Here is a 19809-nt window from a genome sequence, read left to right on the forward strand (position 1 = left end):
TCCTCTGCCTGTTACCGGTTGGGGCGCTACCGGTTAGCGTTGCAACAACGACTGAAAATGGCCATACACCCGCTCGGCGTCGGGTTCGAGACCGGTGAAGATGCGCATGGCGTCGACCGCCTGATACACCGCCATGCCGCCGCCGCTCAGCGTGCGGCAGCCGAGTGCCTCGGCCGCCTGCAGGAGCGCCGTGCGAATCGGGAAATAGACGATGTCCGCTACCCACAGGTCGCGGTGCAGCAATTCGACCGGCAGCGGCAGGCCAGGCAATTTCGCCATGCCGGTGGGTGTGGCGTGAATCAGGCCATTGGCAGCTGCTAGCGACCCGGCGAGCGAACTGCCGGCGCTGACCGCGGCGGCGGGAAAGCGCTTCTGCAATTCGCCGGCGAGCGACACGGCGCGCGCGGCATCCACATCGAATAGCGTGAGCGATTTCGCGCCCAGGGTCAGCGCGGCGTGCGCGACCGCCGCGCCGGCGCCGCCCGCGCCCAGTTGCACGACGCGCTCCAGCGACACGTCCGGCAAGCCGCGCTGGAACGCGCGTGCGAAACCGGACCAGTCCGTGTTGTGGCCTATGCGTTTGCCGTCCTTGAACAGAACGGTGTTGACCGCGCCGAGTGCGCGTGCGTCGTCGGACAGTTCGTCGAGCAGGGGAATCACCGCCTGCTTGCATGGATACGTGATGTTCAGACCGTTGAAGCCCATGCGCTCGGCGGCGATGAGCAGATCCGGCAGTGCGGTGATGTCGAGCTTCAACGCTTCCAGATCGATGCGGCGGTACACGTAGTGCAGGCCGAGCCGGCTGCCCTCCTCCTCGTGCATGGCGGGCGTGAGCGATCCGCCGATGCCCGAGCCGATCAGACCGACCAGGCAGGAATGGGGTGTTGCCTGTGAGTTCGCTTGTGCGTTCGGTTGTGCGTTTGCTTGTGCGTTTGCTTGTGCGTTCATTCCGCTGCCCTATGCTCAAGAATGGTCGCCATCCGCTCCAAAGCCAGCACATAGCCCTGCGTGCCGCAACCGACAATGATCGCGTCCGCCACCGCCGACACGTACGAGTGATGCCGGAACGCCTCGCGGCGATGCACGTTTGAAATATGCACTTCGATGACCGGCTTTGCGATCGCAGAAAGCGCGTCGGCAATCGCCACCGAGGTATGCGTATAAGCCGCCGGATTGATCACAATGCCGTCAACCTTGGTCCGCGCCGCATGCAGCCAGTCGATCAGTTGATGCTCGGCGTTCGACTGGCAGAAGTCGATCGACAGTTTCAGACGCTCTGCCGCGTCGCCGCAGAGTTTCGCGACGTCGTCGAGCGTTTCCGAGCCGTAGATGGCCGGCTCGCGCGTGCCGAGCAGATTGAGATTCGGTCCATTGAGGACCAGTACTGACGCAAAACTCATGACATCCACTCCTGCAAAGTAAGGCATGAAGCCGGGCGCACCACCTGCGGCGCTCTGGCAGCGTGAACGAAGTGTGCGCCCATTGGATGCCGTCGTCATTCGGGGTTTATACGAGTTTGTACCATCTAGTTAGTTTGTATAATCTGTTTAAAATTCAGTCTAATTTGGGCGATTCTGGTCTGTGTCTTGCTGGCACAAGTAACGAACTGGTCCATTTTAAGCATTTCGTCACACCTGTCACCAGCACATGCGAGCATCGCGCGCGGGCTGTCGCGCGCCTTATCCAACAGCCGTTTTGATTGTTTTGCAGGAGCCGTCCATGCAACGTTCGATTGCCACCGTGTCGATCAGCGGAACCCTCGTCGAGAAACTGACCGCGATCCAGGCGGCGGGCTTCGAAGGGGTCGAGATCTTCGAGAACGACTTGCTGTATTTCGACGGCTCGCCCGCCGACGTGCGGCGCATCGCCGAAGATCTCGGGCTGAAAATCATGCTGTTCCAGCCGTTCCGCGATTTCGAAGGTGTGAGCCCTGAGCGCCTCGAACGCAACCTCGAGCGCGCAAAGCGCAAGTTCGACGTGATGCATGAACTGGGCACGGTCCGCATTCTGGTGTGCAGCAACGTGTCGACCGACACCATCGGCGACGACTCGCTGATGACCGACCAACTCGGCGCGCTCGCCCGCGCCGCCGAAGCGGCCGGGGTGATCGCGGGCTACGAAGCGCTCGCGTGGGGCAAGCACGTCAAGACCTACCGGCACGCGTGGAAACTCGTGAATGCCGTCGATCATCCCAATCTCGGACTCGTGCTCGACAGCTTCCACACGCTTTCGCTGAACGATTCGGTAGAGGGGATCGCCGACATTCCGGGCGAGCGCATTGCCTTCGTGCAGATCGCCGACGCGCCGAAACTCACCATGGACGTGCTCGAATGGAGCCGCCACTATCGCTGCTTTCCCGGCCAGGGTGATTTCGATCTGGCCGGTTTCACCGCGCAGGTCGTGAAAACCGGCTATAGCGGGCCGCTTTCACTGGAGATTTTCAACGACGGCTTTCGCGCCGCGCCCACCACCATCACGGCTGCGGACGGCCATCGTTCGCTGCTGTTCCTCGAGGAGCAGACCCGCGCGCTGCTCGAAACCACACAGCAGCCGATGGGCGGGCTTTACCGCTCACCCGCGGCGCCTGCGCACGTCGGTTATCAGTTTCTCGAATTCGCGGTCGACCACACCACGCGCGCACAACTCGTCGACTGGCTCGGCAAGCTGCGCTTTCGCGAGGCCGGCCGGCATCGTTCGAAAGAGGTGACGCTTTATCAGCACGGCGCGGCTTCGATCGTGCTGAACGCCGAGCCGGATTCGTTCGCCAATGCGTTCTTCCAGCAGCACGGCTTGTCGCTGTGCGCGTCGGCATTTCGTGTGGACGACGCCCATCAGGCGTTCGAACGCGCCGCCGGCTTCGGTTACGCGCCGTTCTCCGGGCAGATCGGCCCGAACGAGCGCGTGCTGCCTGCCGTACAGGCGCCGGACAGCAGCCTGAACTATTTCGTCGACGAAACGCCGGATCAGCCCACTTTGTTCGAAGCCGATTTCGTCCTCACCGACATCAACGGTCCGAGCGAAGTGGGACCGCTCAGCCGCATCGACCATGTCTGTCTGTCGGTGCCGGCGAATTCGCTGGATACGTGGGTGCTGTTTCTGCGAACCGCCCTGGGGTTCGACGCCGAGCCGGGCGTGCTGGTGCCCGATCCGTACGGCCTCGTGCGCAGCCGCGCGCTGCGCAGCCGCGACGGGTCGGTGCGCATCGTGTTGAATGCCTCCGTGGACCGTCACACGGCGGTGGCCGAGGCGCTGCACACCTATCACGGTTCCGGCCTGAACCACGTCGCCTTCAGCACCGCCGACATTTTCAGCGCGCTTCCCGAGTTCGTCGGCGACGGCTTGCCGGTGCTGCGCATCCCCCGCAACTACTACGAGGATCTCTCCGCCCGTTACGCATTGCCCGACGAGACGCTCGCGGCGCTGCGCACCAACAACATCCTGTACGACCGCGACGAGCGCGGCGGCGAATTTTTCCACGCTTACACGGAACAGCTCGACCAGCGTTTCTTCATGGAAGTCGTCGAACGACGCGGCGGCTACGACGGCTACGGCGCGGCCAACGCCGCCGTGCGGCTCGCCGCGCAGGCGCAGCGCCGCAAATAGGCTTTTCTCTGGGCAGGCTGGCGCCATCGGGAGCGCCGAGCCGGGCCCGCCGGGCACGGCGTGTGCGGGATCGGCTGGACAGCCGCGCCGCCCCGATATAATGGCGCCTGATTTCGCGGCCCATGCCGCGCGGCTGTGCCAGGTGCGGGCGTCGCACGAACTGTCGGCCGAATGTCATGCCAGGAGAGATATGAAGAAGTTTGCCGTAGTCCTGTCAGTTCCCCTGCTTCTCAGCGCGTGCGCGTATTTCCAGAAGAATCCGGATGCCGGCGAGCCCGTCACGGACACCACCACGCAGCGCTCCGTCAACGACGTGGTGGCGTGTATGACGCAAGTGGCGACCAGCCACAACGCCGCGTTCAAGTCCACCGCGATTCCGCAAGGCCAGATGCTCGACTTCGGCGATTCGAATATCGTCAAGGTGCGCAGCGACAATGGCGCGACGACTTACCGTTTTTATGCGGGCAAGCGTCACGTGAATAATCTGTGGATTGAGACGGCGGGCAAAACCTGCGCCCCATAGGGCTTTGCGGCGGAAGCAGCCGTAAGTGTGACAATTGGTAACTTGGTCCGGTGCAATCTTCGTGTCATGGTGTTACAGGATAATGGTGTCTTAAGAATCGTTTAAGACTTCGTCCGCATCATCCACCCGACACCACTATCCCGCACAAGGGGCGCACCATGAACCAGCCCGACCCGAACACGAACGACACTGTGGCGCCGGCCAGGCGGCCTACCATCCTGCGCCGCCTGCTGAGCCATCACGAACTGGCAACGCTGCTGCTGTTGCTGCACGCACCGATCGACGCGTCCGCGAAACCCGAGATTCCGCAGCTTCACGAAGCCGGCCTGATCGAAACGGTTTCCGGCGACGCCGGTTCTTCCCATATCCGTCTGACGCCTGAGGGCAACGCAGTGCTGCGCGGCCTTGGCGTGAAGTAACGCGCATTCGATATCCGGGTTCAAAGGCGCGCACATACAGCTCCGGGAACCTTCCCCTCATCGAGCGGTGAGCAGACCCGCCGACGTAAGCCGCGGCCGCATCGCGCAAGTCATGCCTGCCACACGCCGTATCCCGCTTCACGCAGTCCAATCGCCAGTTCCACTTCCATATCCTGTGCGCCGCGGTAAGGCATGGGATTGAACACTTCATATAGCTCGGGCACGAGCCGCAAACCGTAGTCGCGCACATAGCGATTCGCCTGAATGCCGGCCTTATGCCGGTCGAAGCGCAGGTCCGGGTCCAGTCCCGTCATTCCCACATACACGCAAGGCTTGTCGAACCGGTAGTCAGGATTCGCGCGGCGAAAGCGCGCCTCGTTCCACACCTTGTCGTCCAGCGCGACGACGTACACATAGTAGTGATGCTTGCGACGAGCCATGTGCAGCGGTTCAGCTCCGCGAAGTGCCGTGCAGCAGCATGCGGTATTCGGTCGGCGTCACGCCCACGGTCGCTTTGAATTGCCTCGTAAACGCGCTGTGATCGGTGTAGCCGCACAGTGCGGCGACGTCGGTGACCTTGTCGTGCGAAACCAGCAGCGCCGTAGCCGCGTCCAGCCGGGCCTTCAGCAACACCTGGCGCGGAGTCAGATGAAACACCTTGTGAAAGTAGCGCTCCAGTTGCGCGACCGACATATCCGCCATCGCCGCGAGCTGCTTCAGATTCAAAGGCTGGACGTAATTTTCCTGGATGGACTGCACCACCGTGGCGAGGCGGCTATAGGCCGGATGACTGCTTTCGTCCGCTTTCAGATCGCGGGAAATGCCGGCGAGGCCGACCACCTTGCCGGCCGCATTCCGCAGCGGCTGCTTGCAGGTCAGACACCAGCCCGGCTGTCTGCCGGGATAGAGATGCAGTTCCAACTGATCGATCAACTGGTTACCGACGTTGATGATCGCCTTGTCCTGTGCCGTGTAGATGCGCCCAAAGCGGCGCGGGAACACGTCCTCGGCGGTCTTGCCCAGCAGCGCGGTCTTTTCCTTGAAGCCGCAGCGGGACGCGAGCGTGCGGTTGACCAGCGCATAGCGCGCCTCGGCGTCCTTGACGAAGAACACGACGTCCGGCATGGCGTCGAACACCGGCTCGAGCAGCCTGAAGTGCGACAGCATGCCCGACAGCGTTGCGTCGTCCGTTTCGGGCGGATGAGCCAGCGTGTTCGTCATGCGGGTCCCGTTGGTCCGTGCGTTGGTGGGGGCATTCGGGGATGCGTTCGTCGTCGCGGCCGGGCGGCCGGCGTGTGCGGTCGATTATAGGGCCGCGCGGCAGCGGAACAATATGCGCCGGCATGCAAGCGGACGGGTCATTCGCCTGGCGGCGGCTCCGCATTCATCGCCATCAGCGTGCCGACCTGCGCCGGGCTGAAAGGCGCACGCGGCGCCGCGCTCTGCCAGCCGAAGTACAGGCTCGCCGCCGCGCCGCAGATTCGCCCCTGGCAGGCGCCCATGCCGCAGCGGGTATGCAGCTTGGCGTCGCGCCAACTCGAAAACTCGCGGACTTCGCCAATACGCACGTCCTCGCAGCGGCACAGCAGCGTAGTGTCGGCAGGTGGCGTGCGCGCGGCGTCCCGCAGGGCGAAAGCGGTGTCGACACGTCGGCCGAAGCGGCGCCATCGGGCCCGTTGTGTATCGAGTGCGGTGTGGCCCGTAGCGCCGCTCGCAACGAGACCGGCTATCTCGCCTTCCACACCGGCCAGTTCCGCGCCGCCGACGCCCGTGCACTCGCCCGCCGCGAACACGCTCTCGACCGACGTACGCTGCCCGTCGTCGACGACGATCTCGCCCGCCTCACTGATCGCGCAGCCGAGCGCCTGCGCCAGCGTGATGTTCGGCACGAGTCCATAGCCACAGGCGATGCGGTCGCAGTCGCAGTCGAGCGTGACGCGCTTCCTGCCGGAACCGCGCGCGATGGTGACGCGCTCGACGCGGCCGTCCCCATGCGCCTCTTCAACGATGCTGTCGGTCCAGTACGGCAGGCCCACGAACCCGCGCGTCATGCCGACGGCTTGCCGCAACTTGCCCGGCTCGGCCAGCAGCGAGGCGCCAAAACGCGCGACATCGAACGCCGAGGCCTGCTCCACCACCGCCACCACGCGCGCCCCGGCCGCGCGCGCGGTGGCGAGCGCCGCGATCAGCAAAGGACCGCTGCCGGCAATCACGATCCGCTCGCCACGCACCGGCATGCCGCCTTTGATGAGTGCCTGCAGCGCGCCCGCGCCGGTCACACCGGGCAAGGTCCAGCCCGCGAACGGCAGGAGCCTTTCACGCGCGCCGGTTGCGAGAATCAGGCGCTCGTACGTGATGCACACGCCACCACGTTCCGCCGATTCGAGCAGCAGCCCGCGCGGACCTAGCGGCGCGATCACGCGAGTGGACGGCCAGTGCGAGATGTTGGCCTGTCCACCTATCGCGGTGAGGAGGTTGTGCAACGGCGCTTGCGGCGCGTAGCCCGGACCTTGACGCCAGATCTGGCCGCCCGCGCGTGGGTTGTCGTCGAGCAGCGCAACCGAGGCGCCCGTGCGCGCGGCGGCATGCGCTGCGTTCAGGCCCGCTGGCCCCGCGCCAACGACGACGATATCGAAGTGGTGTCTCATAGTGTGGTCGGGCGTCCGGCGGATTCCCGTGGCGACGGTGTCGACTTGCTGTTTCATAGTGTGCCCGCCACTTCGTCCAATCCGGCCAGGTGGGCTTTCCTGGCGACCATGCCTAATCGCCGTCTCATCGCATGTCCATCGAATCGTCGGTACGAACGATCTGACCTTCCCGGCACAGGGTCTGGCACGCCAGCGCATGCGCCCGGCCGTCGATCGTCACGCGACATTCCTGGCACACGCCCATGCCGCACAACGCGGCGCGAGGCTGCCCGCTCACCGACATCCGCGTGCTGCCAACGCCCGCCAGAGCGAGCGCCGCGGCCACAGTCGTGCCGGCCTCGACGGCGATGCGCTGGCCGTCGATCGTCAGGCAGATGGTTGCCGCGCTGCCGCTACGATTCATAGGCCACCTTCCTGGCAAAACGACCGGGCAGATAAGGCTCGACAGGAATCGGCGCAACGCCCGCCACGATCTGCGCGGCAAGGAGTTTCGCGGTAGCGAGCGAGGTCGTTACGCCCAGGCCCTCGTGACCGACGGCGAGCCATACGCCGGGCGCGAAATCGCCGGCCGCGCCGATCAGCGGCAGTCCGTCCGGCGTGGCCGCGCGAAAGCCGGTCCACGCGCGAATGCCGTTGAGTGTCGGCAGCGCCGGCAGATAGCGCGCGGCACGCTGCAGCATTTGCGCGAGCACGGGCAGGTCGACGGCGGGATCGGTACTGTCGAACTGGCGCGAAGACCCGATCAGCAACTGCCCCGTGGGCCGCGGCTGCGCGTTGAACGCCACCGAGGTGCCGGCCGCGTGATGCGCGCTCTTGATGTAGCCGAGTTCGAGCAACTGATGCCGGATCAGGCCGGGATAGCGGTCCGTGATCAGCAGGTGGCCCTTTTTCGGCTGCAGCGGCAGCGACGGCACCAGCTGCCGCGCGCCGAGACCGTTGGCGACGACGACATGCGCCGCGCCGACACGCCCGCCATCGGCAAGCGTAACGCCGCTCGCGCCGATCGACGTCACCGTCGTGCCGAGGCGCACGCGAATATTCGCGGCGGCCGGCGATTGCGTCAGCAGCCACTCGGCGACAGTCGGCGCATACACGATGCTGTCGTGCTCGATGCGCAAACCGCCCGCCATTGGCGCCGCCAGCGCCGGCTCGCAAGTCCGCAACGCCGTCGAATCGAGCAGTTGCGCGGCAATGCCTTGCGCCTCGAACGCGGCGTGCATGGCGCGGGCGGCTTGCCACTCTTCTTCGTCGGCGGCGACCCAGAGCGTGCCGCAGCGCGCGAACGCGTCGCGCGCTCGCAGCCGCGGCGCGAGGTCGAGCCACAAGTCTCGCGAATAGCGGCTGAGCGCGAACTCCGCCGGCGAGTCGTTCATGACGACGAGGTGGCCCATGCCCGCCGCCGTCGTGCCGCCGCCAATGCCCTGCGCGTCCAGCACTTCGACCCGCATGCCGAGCGCCGCCAGTTCCGCCGCGCACGCCGCGCCGACAATGCCCGCCCCGACGACCACCACGTCCGCCGTCATGCCGTGCGGATGCCCCAGGCAAAGGGATCGCGCTCGTCGAAGCACAGGCGCGCCTGCGCGGTGATGTACGCGTGGCCGGTAATGGTGGGAATCACATGGACGCCATCGCCGGCATGGCGATAGCTCGCCTCGAACACGCTGCCGATAATGCTCTCCTGCCGCCACACCGCGCCTTCGGCCAGTTTGCCGTCGGCCGCGAGACAGGCCACCTTGGCGCTCGTGCCCGTGCCGCATGGCGAGCGGTCATACGCGTTGCCGGGACACAGCACGAAGCTGCGGCTGTCGATGCCGTCGCGCGAACCGGGGCCGAAGAGCTCGATGTGATCGATCAACGCGCCCTCCGCGCCGGTGATGCGCTGCGCGATCAGCGCGTCGCGGATCGCCCCGCTGAACACCGTCAATTCGCCGATACGCGATGCGTCCAACGCGCAGCCGTGGTCGGCCACGAGAAAGAACCAGTTGCCGCCCCAGCCGATATCGCCCGTCAACACGCCGTGGCCCGGCACGTCCACCCGCACGGACTCGCGATAGCGATAGGCCGGCACGTTGCGCACGGCCACGCTGCCGTCCTCGTTGAGCGTCGCTTCGACGACGCCGACCGGCGTCTCGATCCGGTGACGCCCCGGCTTGATCCGTCCCAGGTGCGCCAGCGAAACGACGAGACCGATCGTGCCGTGTCCGCACATGCCGAGATAGCCGACGTTGTTGAAAAAGATCACGCCGGCGGCGCACGTCGGGTCGTCCGGCTCGCAGAGCAACGCGCCCACCATGACGTCCGAGCCGCGCGGTTCGGTAACGACGCCCGCGCGCCAGTCGTCGAACTGTGTGCGCAATACGTCGAGCCGTTGCGCCAGCGTGCCGCCGCCGAGATCCGGGCCGCCCGACACCACGAGGCGGGTCGGTTCACCGCCGGTGTGCGAGTCGATGATGTCCAAGGTTTTCATGGTGCTCATGGTAAGAAACCGCGCACGGCCGAGTCTTGGTGTGCTTGCGCGCGGATTGTGACGATTTCGGCATAGCGAGGCGATGCTGCGGTGGCTTTTTTACTCCTCGCAGATCATAGCTTGGGAACGTCTGTTTGGCGCCTGAAGCAGGTTATCCAGAACGCATCGGGTCGCGCTTGCAATGCGCTTTGGACGCACCCCATCCCACATATCGGAACGGGCCGACTGCCTTGATCCAGCGATGCTTCAAGCAAAACGGCTGTGCTGAAATCGTCATTCGCTGCGCGCGATTCGCGCAAGACGGCAGGATTTTCCCTGCTTACACTGCGCTTGAACACATCACATTCAGGAGAGCAGTCGTGGCGCATATCTGGGAAGGCGTATTGCCCGCAGTCACCACCAAATTCAACGCGGATTTCAGCATAGACCGCGCATGGACCGGCAAGAATATCGAGGCGCAGATCGACGCGGGTGTGGACGGCATCATCGTGTGCGGATCGCTGGGCGAAGCGTCGACGCTCTCGCTGGATGAGAAGCTGCGTGTGCTCGACATCGCCGTCGAGGCCTCGCGCGGCCGTGTACCCGTTCTGTTGACGATCGCCGAAAACAGCACGCTCGACGCGTGCCGCCAGGCCGAAGCCGGCAGCCGTCACGGCGCGGCCGGCTACATGGTGTTGCCGGGGTTGCGGTATCTGTCGGACCGCCGCGAGACGCTGCACCATTTCCGCAGTGTCGCCGACGCAAGCGCGCTGCCGCTGATGATCTATAACAATCCGCTCGCCTATGGCGTCGACATGACGCCCGACATGTTCGCGGAGATCGCCGACGAGAAGAAGGTCGTCGCGATCAAGGAATCATGTGGCGACGTGCGGCGCGTGACCGACCTGATCAACGCGGTCGGCGACCGCTTCGCGATTCTCTGCGGCGTCGACAATCTCGCGATGGAAGCGATACTGATGGGCGCGCATGGCTGGGTGGCCGGTCTCGTGTGCGCGTTTCCGCGTGAGACGGTGGTGATCTACAAGCTGCTGAAGGCGGGGCGCTTCGAGGAAGCGCGGGCGATCTACCGCTGGTTTGCGCCGCTGCTCGCGCTCGACGTCTCGGCGAAGCTGGTGCAGAACATCAAGCTCGCCGAAGCAATCGTCGGACTGGGCACCGAGCCGGTGCGCCCGCCGCGTCTGCCGCTGGCCGGCGACGAACGCAAGGCCGTCGAAGCGTTGATTCGCAAGGCGCTCGAAACGCGGCCGGCGCTGCCGCAGATCTGATCTGACGGCCGGACTGGCCTCAGGCTGCCTGCTTCTCGGCATCAGCGCCGGCGCTGGCATCGGCATCGGCGGATTCGCCGTGGCGCAGATGCAGCAACCGGTAGCCGCTTTTGTAGACCGGTTGCAGCCGGAACTCGTTTTGCGGCTCGATTTCGAGCAGCAGGCGCAGCCGCGAAACGTGACTGTCGATCGTGCGGGTGAACTCGCGAAACTCGCGTCCCCATACCATCGCGAAGATGTGATCGCGCGACAGCACGCGGCCGATGTTGGAGAAGAACAGCGATGCCAGCCGGTATTGGGTGCCGGATAGCTGGACCGGCTGGCCGCGCAGCATGACGAGCTGGCGGCGCGTATCGAAATGGTACGGGCCCACGTCGAAACTCGTGGCGCTGAACCTGTCCGGATACGCCCGCCGCAGCAGCGCGGCAACCCGCTCGCGAAACTCGGCTGCGCGCAGCGGCAACGCCACATAGTCGTCCGCGCCGGCGACGAAGGCGCGCACGACGTTCCCCTCCGCCGTGTCCGCCGAAGCGAACATCACCGGCAGACGGTCGCCGCCCACCGCGCGCGCCGCGCGCAGAACCTCGGCACCGGAAAGGCGTACGCCCTGCCAATCGAGCACCAGAAGATCCACGGTAGAACGCGCGAGCATTCTCGACATGCTCAGGCCGTCGTCGAAGGCCGTGCAGATGTGGCCGGCGGTCGTCAGGATCTTTTCGATCGACTGACGCATGACCGGGTCACGTTGAAGAATGGCAATGCGCATGGGATAACTCTTAACTGATAGCTCGGACGCGATTCTCAGAGGCACGCCCGCGCCATCCCATAGGAGCAATCCTAATTTACATATGAAGCGGTCAGCCCTGATAGCGCCGCCGGACATTCCTGCCCGCGCTTGCGACAATTCTCAAAACGCCAACGCATTTGCACGAAAGAAGCACGTTCCGGGGAACTTTTTCAGTCTAATTAAACGCTTCCTGAAGCGATCGGCTTGCATCCTGTAAAATCGCCGCTTGGCCCCAGTCGTCATCGCGCCTGCCTTACCCGGGCCGGCGCGCCGGTGTCCCGTGCTCTACCCAGCGCTTGCCACACTTCTCGCCCGACGACCGCCGTGTTTCCACGCACTACGTGTGGCTCCCAATCCAATAAAGACATCAGCAATGCAAGCGACAAATCTGGGTGGAGCGCAGGCTGTCACCCCACGCCCTCTTGGGCGAAGCGATTACAAGACGCTCGGTCTCGCCGCGCTCGGCGGGGCTCTGGAGTTCTACGACTTCATCATCTTCGTGTTCTTCGCGCCGGCGATCGGCCAGCTATTCTTTCCGGCGGCGATGCCGGACTGGCTGCGCCAGGTGCAAACCTTCGGCATCTTCGCCGCGGGCTATCTGGCACGGCCGCTCGGCGGCATCATCATGGCGCATTTCGGCGATCTGTTCGGCCGCAAACGCATGTTCACGCTGAGCGTGCTGCTCATGTCCGTGCCGACGCTAATGATGGGCCTGCTGCCCACCTACACCAGCATCGGCGTGCTGGCGCCGGTCCTGCTGCTGTTGTTCCGCGTCATGCAAGGCGCGGCGGTCGGCGGCGAAGTGCCGGGCGCCTGGGTATTCGTCTCGGAACACGTGCCGCAGCGGCACATCGGCTATGCATGCGGCACGCTGACGGCCGGCCTCACGGCGGGCATCCTGCTCGGTTCGCTGATCGCCTCGGCGGTGAACCGCAACTTCGCGCCGGCGGAAATCTCCGCGTACGCGTGGCGCATTCCGTTCCTGGTGGGCGGCGTGTTCGGCATGTTCTCGGTCTACCTGCGCCGCTGGCTGCATGAGACGCCGGTGTTCGCCGAACTCAAGCAGCGCAAGGCGATTGCCGCCGAAGTGCCGCTCAAGGCCGTGCTGCGCGACCACGGCCGCGCCGTGATCGTCTCGATGCTGCTCACGTGGATGCTCTCTGCCGCGATCGTCGTGGTGATCCTGATGACGCCGACGCTGCTGCAAAAGCAGTTTCATATCGCGCCGGCCACCGCGTTGCTGGCGAACTGCGTGGCGACGCTGTGCCTGACGATCGGCTGCGTGATGGCGGGCTCGATTGCCGGCCGCATTGGCGCGGGGCGCACGATTTTCATCGGCGGCCTGGCGCTGGCCGTGACCTACTACGTGATGTTCCAGCAGCTCGCGCTCGATACCTCGGCACTGGTGCCGCTGTACGCGGTGGCCGGCCTGTTCGTCGGCGTGATCGGCGCGATTCCGTTCGTGATGGTCAAGGCGTTCCCGCCGGTTGTGCGTTTCTCGGGCATCTCGTTCTCGTACAACGTGGCGTATGCGGTTTTCGGCGGCCTCACGCCGGTCGCCGTGTCGCTGATGATGAAGTCCAACCCGATGGCCGCGCCGATGTACGTCGGCGCGATCTGCATTCTCGGGGCATTGACCACGCTGTTCATCAAGGACTCGCCGCAAAAGCGCTGATCCGCGGTTTCTGTCCGTCATTCTGTCTGGCAAAAACGGCGCGCCGAACGGTGCGCCGTTTTTATTCGCATCGGATTCGACGTCCGCGGTTTCCGCGACATCCACACTTCACGCCGCCGCGAAACATGGTGCGCTGCATCGGTCCTACGATGTGTCGCATGAACTCCTCAAACATCTCCCATTCACCCGCCCTCGGCCGCGTCCTCGCGACGGTCAGCGTCGGCTTCGTCGTCACGCAACTCGACGTCACCATCGTCAACATCGCGCTGCCGGGAATCGGCGCGGATCTCCGTGCGAATGTCACGGGGCTCCAATGGGTCGTCGACGCCTACACGCTCGCGTTCGCCGTGCTGATGCTGTCCGCCGGCGCGCTCGGCGACCGGTTCGGCGCACGGCGCCTGTACGCGGCCGGCATCGTGCTGTTCGCGCTCGCGTCGCTCGCCTGCGGCCTCGCGCTCGACGCGGCCATGCTGGTTGCGGCCCGCGCCCTGCAAGGGGTGGGCGCGGCCGCCATGCTGCCGAACTCGCTGGCGCTGCTCAATCAGTCATACGGACACGATCCCAGACTGCGGGCCCGCGCGGTCGGACTGTGGACCGCGGCGGGCGCGATTTCGATCGCGGCGGGACCGGTGGCCGGCGGCCTGCTAATCGCGGCGTTCGGCTGGCGCAGCATCTTCCTCGTCAATCTGCCGATTTGCGCCGCCGGCTTTCTGGCCACCTTGCTATGGATTCCGCAACCGGAGAGCGCGCCGCGTCAAGGCGCGCAGCCGGGGCCGGGGCCGGCGGCGGCCGCGCCGGCTGATGCAAGTCCGCGTGGCATCGATCTGACCGGCCAGTGTCTTGCCGTCGTCGCGCTGACCGCCTTCGTCGCCGCGGTGATCGAATGGCGGCCGCTGGGACTCGGTCATCCGTTCGTGGCCGGCGGTTTCCTGCTGGCGCTGATCGGAGCGAGCGCCTTTATCGCCGTGGAATCGCGCATCGCGGCGCCAATGCTGCCGCTCTCGCTCTTTCGCAAGCGCTCCTTCAGCGTGGCGGTGCTGTTCGGCATCTGCGTGAACCTGACCTACTACGGCATGGTGTTCGTGCTGAGCCTGTATTTGCAGCGCGTGCGCGGCTATACGCCATTGCAGGCGGGTCTTGCCTTCCTGCCGTTGACGGGCGGCTTTCTACTGTCGAACGTGGCGAGCGGCTGGGTGGTCGGCCGCTTCGGCGTACGGGTGCCGATGATCGCCGGCGCGATCACCGCCGGTCTCGGCTACGGCCTGCTGCATTGCGTCGACGCCGCCACGCCGCTCATCGGCCTGCTGCTGCCGTTCCTGCTGATTCCGTCGGGCATGGGCCTCGCGGTTCCGGCGATGACCACCGCCGTGCTGGCTTCGACGGATGCGAAACGCGCCGGCACAGCCTCCGCTGTGTTGAATACGGCGCGGCAGGCCGGAGGCGCGGTCGGCGTGGCGGTCTTCGGCGCACTGGCGAGCGGTGCGGCCGCTGCGCAAATCGTCCCGGGCATGCAGGCGGCGACCGCCATGTCAGTCGCTTTCCTTATGCTCGGCGGCGTGCTGAGTTGCTTCGTGCAACCGCAGCCGCAGCCCTCAGACTCCGCGGTTCGCGTTGCCGGTCGCGGACGGATCGGCGAATCGCGCTGAGCGCGCCGCCCGCTGTATCGTTCGCGCACAAAAACGACCCTCGCGATGCTTGCGCATGGCGAGGGTTATCAGCGCGAGGGCTCGTTGCGGGCAGCGGGCCACGACGCGAAAGCCGCCGACGCCGCGCCGCCAGGCTTATAGCGACGCTTCCTGAATCGTGCCGGTCTGGATTGCGCGCTCGATCAGGCCTTCGTCCTGCGCCTTGGCGATGGCATCGGCAACCAGTTTTTCCGGCTCCTCGATTTCCGCCTTGATCGTGCTAATGATTCCGGACGCATCCAGAATCACCAGTGTTTTCGCCGAATCGGCCAGACTGATGATCACCCGGTGCGGCGTAGGCCCTTCACCGAGACTCGCGCACAACTGCGTGACCTTGCCGCCAATGGTTTGCTCAAAACTTTGAATCATTATTTGCTCCCTGGTTACAGCCGGAATCGAAAGCGCCCCTCACAGACTACCTGAACGGCCGCATCAAAGTCCAAGTCCGCCGCGCGACGAGCGTGCGCCGAGAGAACTTCCTCCCGGGCGTGCACCGTCGATACTGATCCCGCCCGCGCCGGTCACGAACAGCAGCAGGAAACCGCCGGCAATGCCGATGTTCTTCCAGAAATGGATCACCATATCGCGTTGCAAGGCGGCGTCGGTCACGTTCCAGAAATCGTGGCCCAGCACCGCTGTCGCTACCGTGTACGCGGCCATGATGAGCGCAAGCGGACGTACCTTGAAGCCGACGATCAACAACAGACCGCCGAGCGCCTCGACTGCGACCGCGATCGGCGCGGCGACCTGCACGAACGGCACGCCCTTCGAATGCAGATAGCCGACAAAGCCCGCATAGCCCAGCAACTTCATCACTCCGCCCCACAGGAACAGCACGGCAAGGGCAATACGCGCGATGAGGATAACGCCGGAATCGACGGGACGCGACATGAGGGGCTCCTGTAAATGAATAAGCAGCAGACCCGGCCGGGAGGCCGCAGTTCCCCGCATTGCACGTGAGAATATGTGCATTGCCCGCCTTTTCCAAGCTCAGGCCAAGGTGGGCGGCGCGAGGCGTGCCGCATACGGGAAGGAAAAGAGCGCCCTGGCGCCGAGCGGGACGCCGGTTGGCGTCCCCTATCCATGCCGCCGCCGTGCTTATGCCCGAGGATACGTCGCGACTTCGATCAGGTTGCCGTCCGGATCGCGGCAATACACCGAGGTCATCTTGCCAAGCGCGCCGTCGCGCTCCACGGGGCCAGCCGCGATTTCGACGCCTTGGGCGAGCCAATGCGCCTTGACCTCGGCCGGGCTCGTGGTCGTAACGAAGCACAGATCGGCGCTGCCGGGCACCGGCTCGCGGCCGGTGAACCACGCGACGGTGTCGGCCGCTGCGGGACGCAGATTGATCTTCTGATTGCCATAGGTCATCGCCACCCGCGTGCCGGTGCGCGACTCGAACTCGGTGCGCTGCATGCCGAGCATGCGTGCGTACCACGCCGCGCTGACCTCCACGTCCGCAACGTTCAGAACGAGATGATCCAGACTCTCTATAGAAAAGCTCATGGGTTCGTCACCGTGATGTGGACCGTTGCCTCGCGGCGGACCAGGACGGTCCGCCGACAGCGGCCAGAAGCAAAGGTGGCACGCGTGTGATACTCGCGTGCGGCTATCGGCATGTTGCGCTCATGGCGTCGCGCTGGCACCAGCACCAGCACCAGCACCAGCACCAGCCAAGATTACGACTGCGGCGCGTCCGCGGCGAGCAGAACGCCCTTCGTAAAGACGAAGCAACCATAGCCGCGCGCTTCGCCGGTGGCGATCACGCAATACGCTTTGCGCGCCCGCTCATAAAATGCGAACCGCTCGATCGGCGCGAACGGCACGTCGCGCCCCTCCGCTGCGTTGACTTCGGTTTGTGCCTCACGCTGCACGGCCGGAATCGTGTGCGGTTCGCCGACCACCTCCATGCGCGACGCCGGGTGCTCGATGAATGTATCCAGCGGCATCACCGAGAGAACCGCGCGAATCGCGCGCGGCGCGCTCACGCCGTCGAGGCGGAGCAGCTTGCCTGATACGCTCTCGCGCGCGACCGAGTCGCCCGGAAAATTGGCGTCGCAAATGACGAGTTCGTCGCCGTGGCCCATCGAGCGTAGTGCATGCAGTATGTCGGCATTGAGCAGCGGGTCCAGATTCTTCAGCACGGTGTCTCCTTGTAGTCCGATCAGGTCCGATTGGCGGCTGGCCGCCCGGGTTCGGAGGTTGGTTTCCGGATGCGCGGAGCACCCGGCTCACGCCCGCGTTCGAGTCGGCCCGAAACGGCAGGCGCCCGGCTCGACGAAGGCGTGACGGCGCTTCGAATCGCTTCCAGCGAACGATTGTAGCAAGCAACGCCGCACACATTCGCCAAGGGTCGCCCGTGGCCGCGGCACGCTGCGCTTTTGCCCGAGTGGGCCGTCGCCCGGACCTTCTGCGTGGCCGGCAAAGTACTGGCGGCACCGCACTGCCAACGCAGCCAGCCGACCGACGCCAGCAGCACGAGACCCGCGCCGCCCAGCACCGGCTCGCGCCAGCCGAGCAACGCGATGAACATAAACGCGCGCGCACCGGCGAGCAGCGCGAAGCCGGCGATTGAGCAGGACAGCGAGTCGACGGCGCCCGCCAGGCGCGCAACCATGATGGCCGTTTGCGCAGACGTGGCGGCAGTGAGCTCGTCCATGATCGTCTCCCAAAAAAACGATGTTCAGGCGCCGCCCGGCACCTGATCGAGGAAGCCGGTAACGGCCTGCAAGAGTCCGCGTGGATCGACCACACCGAAGTCGGACCCCTTCACGATTGCCTCGCCGGCGGGCGTGATCAGTTCCCAGGAAAAGCGCAGCCGGTTGGCGTAGCCGTCAACCTGGCCCGTACGGCGAAACGTGTGATGCGGGAAGCGCTCGTGCACCGCGCCGATCATTGCGTCGATGCCTTCGTGGCCAGCACCCGACAGCAGCGGGTCGCGATAGTCGGCGTCGGCGCTCCATGTCGCGGCGATCAACTCGCGACGGCGCGCGCCATCGGTCTCGTTCCATGCATCGAAATAACGGTCGATCAGATCGGTATGCGCATTCATCTCAAGACTCCTTCATTGGCATGACTGAGCACTACGTCTCGCAAACACGTTTGTATGCGGCGGGCCCGGAGTGAAGATTGGCGGCTTGGACGCAGTGCGTCGATTACGTGGGAGGTAAAGCCCACCAAACAGAGGAATCCTCCATTAATTCAATTGCTTATCGATACTTCATGCACTGGCATGCAACCAGCTAGATGCACAATCACGACACAATGAAATCAAAGAGTTACAAGCCCATTCCAGACGAGGCTTTTCGCTATTGCCACTACCCCCTGCTGTCACTCTTGACGCCCGGATCGGCCTGCATCTTCCCGCGGAAGAAACTCGCCACTCCAAGCACACCACCGATAGCAATCCACGCCTCGGGCGGGATGCTCGGCTGAGCGATGTTTGGCCACCAGCCGCGCAGCACCGGGATGATGAAATACGCGCCAATCCATGCGAACCCGAAGCAGAAACCAACGAACGGCCGCCATGCGTAGGTAGGCCAGTGATCGGCCTTCGCCTCAACCTGCATTGTCTGGTTGACCACTGCGGTGTTGGCCTGGTCGGCCGCAATCTCGGCCTTCTCGACGTCGGCGGCGATCTGCGCGAGCTGCGCCTGCCGATCGAGCACCGCCTTCTGGAATTGCAGCGAGAGATTCGGATCGGCCTGGATCGCGGCGAGCGCAGCGTCGGGCGCGGACTGCCCCGTAACCGTCTGGGCAATGCCAACTACCTTGCCTGCAATGTCTTCGGCTTTGGCGCCGCCGAGCCAGCCAGCGATCATCGGCGCGAACTGCGCCAGTGCCATTGCGATAGGGATAAGCGGCATCATGCGGCTCCTTTAGTGAGATTGGTTGCAATGCGATTTGCCCAGCCCTTGCCAAAGGTCGGCCAGGTCTTGAGCGATGTGAAATAGGTCAGGCGCAGCGAGTTCCAGCGCAGAATGAAACGGAGCGGATCAACGGCCTGCACCGCAGCCATCGTCGCAGGCCCGATCAGCCCGTCGACCTTTGCGCCGGCTGCACCCTGCATCCAGATCACCGGATGGCCGCCGTTGTAGTTCGCGTCGAAGATCTGGAACGCCACCCGCGCATCGAGCTCGTCGAGCCGCAGCGGATCCCAGTACAGCTTTTTGGCGATCGCCTTTGCGGTGTCGCGCGGCAATTCCTTCATCGGTCCGGCGTAGCCTGCCGCGCGCGCGACGCGCGCCGTGACGCCCCACATCGTTTCGCCGCCGGGGTCGGCTGGGTTGTTTGAATATCCGCCCTCGTTGCCGATCAATGCACCGAAGGCGTCGTCGAAGCTGGTCATTTGCTGAACCCCTTGGTTTGAAGGAATGCGTACGCCAGTGCGGCCAGCCCGAGCGACGTGATGCCGCCCAGCGTCCACTTGCCCAGCGTCGCGAACTGCTTATCGAGCCACTCAGTCAAGCCTTCCTTGAGTGCGGTTTTAACTTCGTCTTGCGACAGGCCTTCTACTGGCATGGTGAGTCCCCGGTCACGGGCAAAAGCCCAATAAAAAAGCCACCCGAAGGTGGCTCAATAAAAGCCACCCTTGGGTGACCTGCGAAATAAACCGCTCGAAAGCGGCTCGTATTGAACGGCTGTGACTCATTCAGCAAATTTCGCTCTCACGCGACTCGTGTGCATGCGGATGAAGCGTTTACGCTAGACTTCGCCCGCAGAATTTCTGGCAAGACT

At 64.8% G+C, this 19809-nt stretch carries 23 protein-coding genes and 1 pseudogene; 6 read left to right on the forward strand and 18 right to left on the reverse strand.

Annotated elements, in window-relative coordinates; translation table 11 throughout:
• Positions 1-33 precede the first annotated feature (33 nt).
• Both NE850_RS04075 and aroQ read right to left on the reverse strand, forming a co-directional pair.
• A complete protein-coding gene (locus NE850_RS04075; RefSeq protein WP_007177857.1) occupies positions 34-948 on the reverse strand; it encodes a shikimate dehydrogenase in 915 nt (304 codons plus the stop codon).
• On the reverse strand, positions 945-1400 hold the full coding sequence (gene aroQ / locus NE850_RS04080) for a type II 3-dehydroquinate dehydratase (RefSeq protein ID WP_007177858.1): 456 nt from the start codon (positions 1398-1400) through the stop codon (positions 945-947). Before aroQ ends, NE850_RS04075 begins: the two co-directional genes overlap by 4 nt.
• Before the next feature lie 319 nt (positions 1401-1719).
• On the opposite strand from aroQ, the gene NE850_RS04085 reads away from it, so the two are divergent.
• From NE850_RS04085 to NE850_RS04095, 3 genes are all read left to right on the forward strand, one after another.
• A complete protein-coding gene (locus NE850_RS04085; RefSeq protein WP_310698453.1) occupies positions 1720-3603 on the forward strand; it encodes a TIM barrel protein in 1884 nt (627 codons plus the stop codon).
• Between the two features lie 190 nt (positions 3604-3793).
• A complete protein-coding gene (locus NE850_RS04090) occupies positions 3794-4126 on the forward strand; it encodes a hypothetical protein (protein WP_007177860.1) in 333 nt (110 codons plus the stop codon).
• 158 nt (positions 4127-4284) lie between these two features.
• Positions 4285-4545: a hypothetical protein gene (locus NE850_RS04095; RefSeq protein ID WP_007177861.1), complete on the forward strand. Its 261-nt coding sequence runs from the start codon at positions 4285-4287 to the stop codon at positions 4543-4545.
• Positions 4546-4655: 110 nt separating this feature from the next.
• Here the strand turns inward: NE850_RS04095 and NE850_RS04100 are convergent, their stop codons facing one another.
• From NE850_RS04100 to NE850_RS04125, 6 genes are all read right to left on the reverse strand, one after another.
• Entirely contained in the window at positions 4656-4985 is a 330-nt protein-coding gene (locus NE850_RS04100) for a hypothetical protein (RefSeq protein WP_007177862.1), read from the reverse strand.
• A 10-nt stretch (positions 4986-4995) separates the two neighbouring features.
• The gene (locus NE850_RS04105) at positions 4996-5766 is read right to left on the reverse strand and encodes an AraC family transcriptional regulator (protein WP_007177863.1); all 771 of its coding nucleotides are present in this window, start codon (positions 5764-5766) and stop codon (positions 4996-4998) included.
• Between the two features lie 137 nt (positions 5767-5903).
• Positions 5904-7193: an FAD-dependent oxidoreductase gene (locus tag NE850_RS04110; RefSeq protein WP_035517314.1), complete on the reverse strand. Its 1290-nt coding sequence runs from the start codon at positions 7191-7193 to the stop codon at positions 5904-5906.
• Positions 7194-7317: 124 nt separating this feature from the next.
• The gene (locus NE850_RS04115) at positions 7318-7596 is read right to left on the reverse strand and encodes a 2Fe-2S iron-sulfur cluster-binding protein (RefSeq protein WP_007177865.1); all 279 of its coding nucleotides are present in this window, start codon (positions 7594-7596) and stop codon (positions 7318-7320) included.
• Complete coding sequence (locus NE850_RS04120) at positions 7586-8716, reverse strand: FAD-binding oxidoreductase (protein WP_007177866.1); 1131 nt, start codon at positions 8714-8716, stop codon at positions 7586-7588. The genes NE850_RS04115 and NE850_RS04120 overlap by 11 nt, the downstream gene beginning before the upstream one ends.
• Positions 8713-9669: a 4-hydroxyproline epimerase gene (locus tag NE850_RS04125; protein WP_007177867.1), complete on the reverse strand. Its 957-nt coding sequence runs from the start codon at positions 9667-9669 to the stop codon at positions 8713-8715. The genes NE850_RS04120 and NE850_RS04125 overlap by 4 nt, the downstream gene beginning before the upstream one ends.
• Before the next feature lie 350 nt (positions 9670-10019).
• Between NE850_RS04125 and NE850_RS04130 the strand changes: the two genes are divergently transcribed.
• A complete protein-coding gene (locus tag NE850_RS04130; protein ID WP_007177868.1) occupies positions 10020-10925 on the forward strand; it encodes a dihydrodipicolinate synthase family protein in 906 nt (301 codons plus the stop codon).
• A gap of 19 nt (positions 10926-10944) precedes the next feature.
• Here NE850_RS04130 and NE850_RS04135 read toward each other — a convergent pair whose 3' ends face one another.
• Positions 10945-11691 (reverse strand): response regulator transcription factor, encoded by a 747-nt coding sequence (locus NE850_RS04135; RefSeq protein WP_007177869.1) that lies wholly within the window; start codon positions 11689-11691, stop codon positions 10945-10947.
• 394 nt (positions 11692-12085) lie between these two features.
• Between NE850_RS04135 and NE850_RS04140 the strand changes: the two genes are divergently transcribed.
• Both NE850_RS04140 and NE850_RS04145 read left to right on the forward strand, forming a co-directional pair.
• Entirely contained in the window at positions 12086-13387 is a 1302-nt protein-coding gene (locus tag NE850_RS04140) for an MFS transporter (protein ID WP_007177870.1), read from the forward strand.
• Positions 13388-13536: 149 nt separating this feature from the next.
• Positions 13537-15033 (forward strand): MFS transporter, encoded by a 1497-nt coding sequence (locus NE850_RS04145; RefSeq protein ID WP_405044791.1) that lies wholly within the window; start codon positions 13537-13539, stop codon positions 15031-15033.
• A 135-nt stretch (positions 15034-15168) separates the two neighbouring features.
• Here the strand turns inward: NE850_RS04145 and NE850_RS04150 are convergent, their stop codons facing one another.
• The 9 genes and pseudogenes from NE850_RS04150 to NE850_RS04190 all read right to left on the reverse strand — a co-directional run bounded on the left by NE850_RS04150 (position 15169) and on the right by NE850_RS04190 (position 19593).
• Positions 15169-15441: a hypothetical protein gene (locus NE850_RS04150; RefSeq protein ID WP_007177872.1), complete on the reverse strand. Its 273-nt coding sequence runs from the start codon at positions 15439-15441 to the stop codon at positions 15169-15171.
• Positions 15442-15504: 63 nt separating this feature from the next.
• Entirely contained in the window at positions 15505-15963 is a 459-nt protein-coding gene (locus tag NE850_RS04155; protein ID WP_007177873.1) for a DoxX family protein, read from the reverse strand.
• A gap of 207 nt (positions 15964-16170) precedes the next feature.
• Positions 16171-16578 carry a VOC family protein gene (locus tag NE850_RS04160; protein ID WP_007177874.1) on the reverse strand — a complete coding sequence of 136 codons (408 nt, stop codon included), beginning with the start codon at positions 16576-16578 and terminating at the stop codon, positions 16171-16173.
• A 173-nt stretch (positions 16579-16751) separates the two neighbouring features.
• On the reverse strand, positions 16752-17216 hold the full coding sequence (locus NE850_RS04165; protein ID WP_007177875.1) for an RbsD/FucU family protein: 465 nt from the start codon (positions 17214-17216) through the stop codon (positions 16752-16754).
• Positions 17217-17518: 302 nt separating this feature from the next.
• Positions 17519-17731, reverse strand: a pseudogene (locus NE850_RS04170) (hypothetical protein); the annotation flags it as partial.
• 24 nt (positions 17732-17755) lie between these two features.
• Positions 17756-18124, reverse strand: coding sequence for a nuclear transport factor 2 family protein (locus NE850_RS04175; RefSeq protein WP_007177877.1), 369 nt, complete (start codon positions 18122-18124; stop codon positions 17756-17758).
• A gap of 265 nt (positions 18125-18389) precedes the next feature.
• Complete coding sequence (locus NE850_RS04180) at positions 18390-18941, reverse strand: 3TM-type holin (protein ID WP_310698455.1); 552 nt, start codon at positions 18939-18941, stop codon at positions 18390-18392.
• Positions 18938-19420, reverse strand: a complete 483-nt coding sequence (locus NE850_RS04185; RefSeq protein WP_310698456.1) for a glycosyl hydrolase 108 family protein — start codon at positions 19418-19420, stop codon at positions 18938-18940. Before NE850_RS04185 ends, NE850_RS04180 begins: the two co-directional genes overlap by 4 nt.
• Complete coding sequence (locus NE850_RS04190; protein WP_310698457.1) at positions 19417-19593, reverse strand: hypothetical protein; 177 nt, start codon at positions 19591-19593, stop codon at positions 19417-19419. The genes NE850_RS04185 and NE850_RS04190 overlap by 4 nt, the downstream gene beginning before the upstream one ends.
• Between the last annotated feature and the right edge of the window lie 216 nt (positions 19594-19809).

The organism is Paraburkholderia sp. USG1 (genome assembly GCF_031570135.1).
GTDB lineage: Bacteria > Pseudomonadota > Gammaproteobacteria > Burkholderiales > Burkholderiaceae > Paraburkholderia > Paraburkholderia dioscoreae.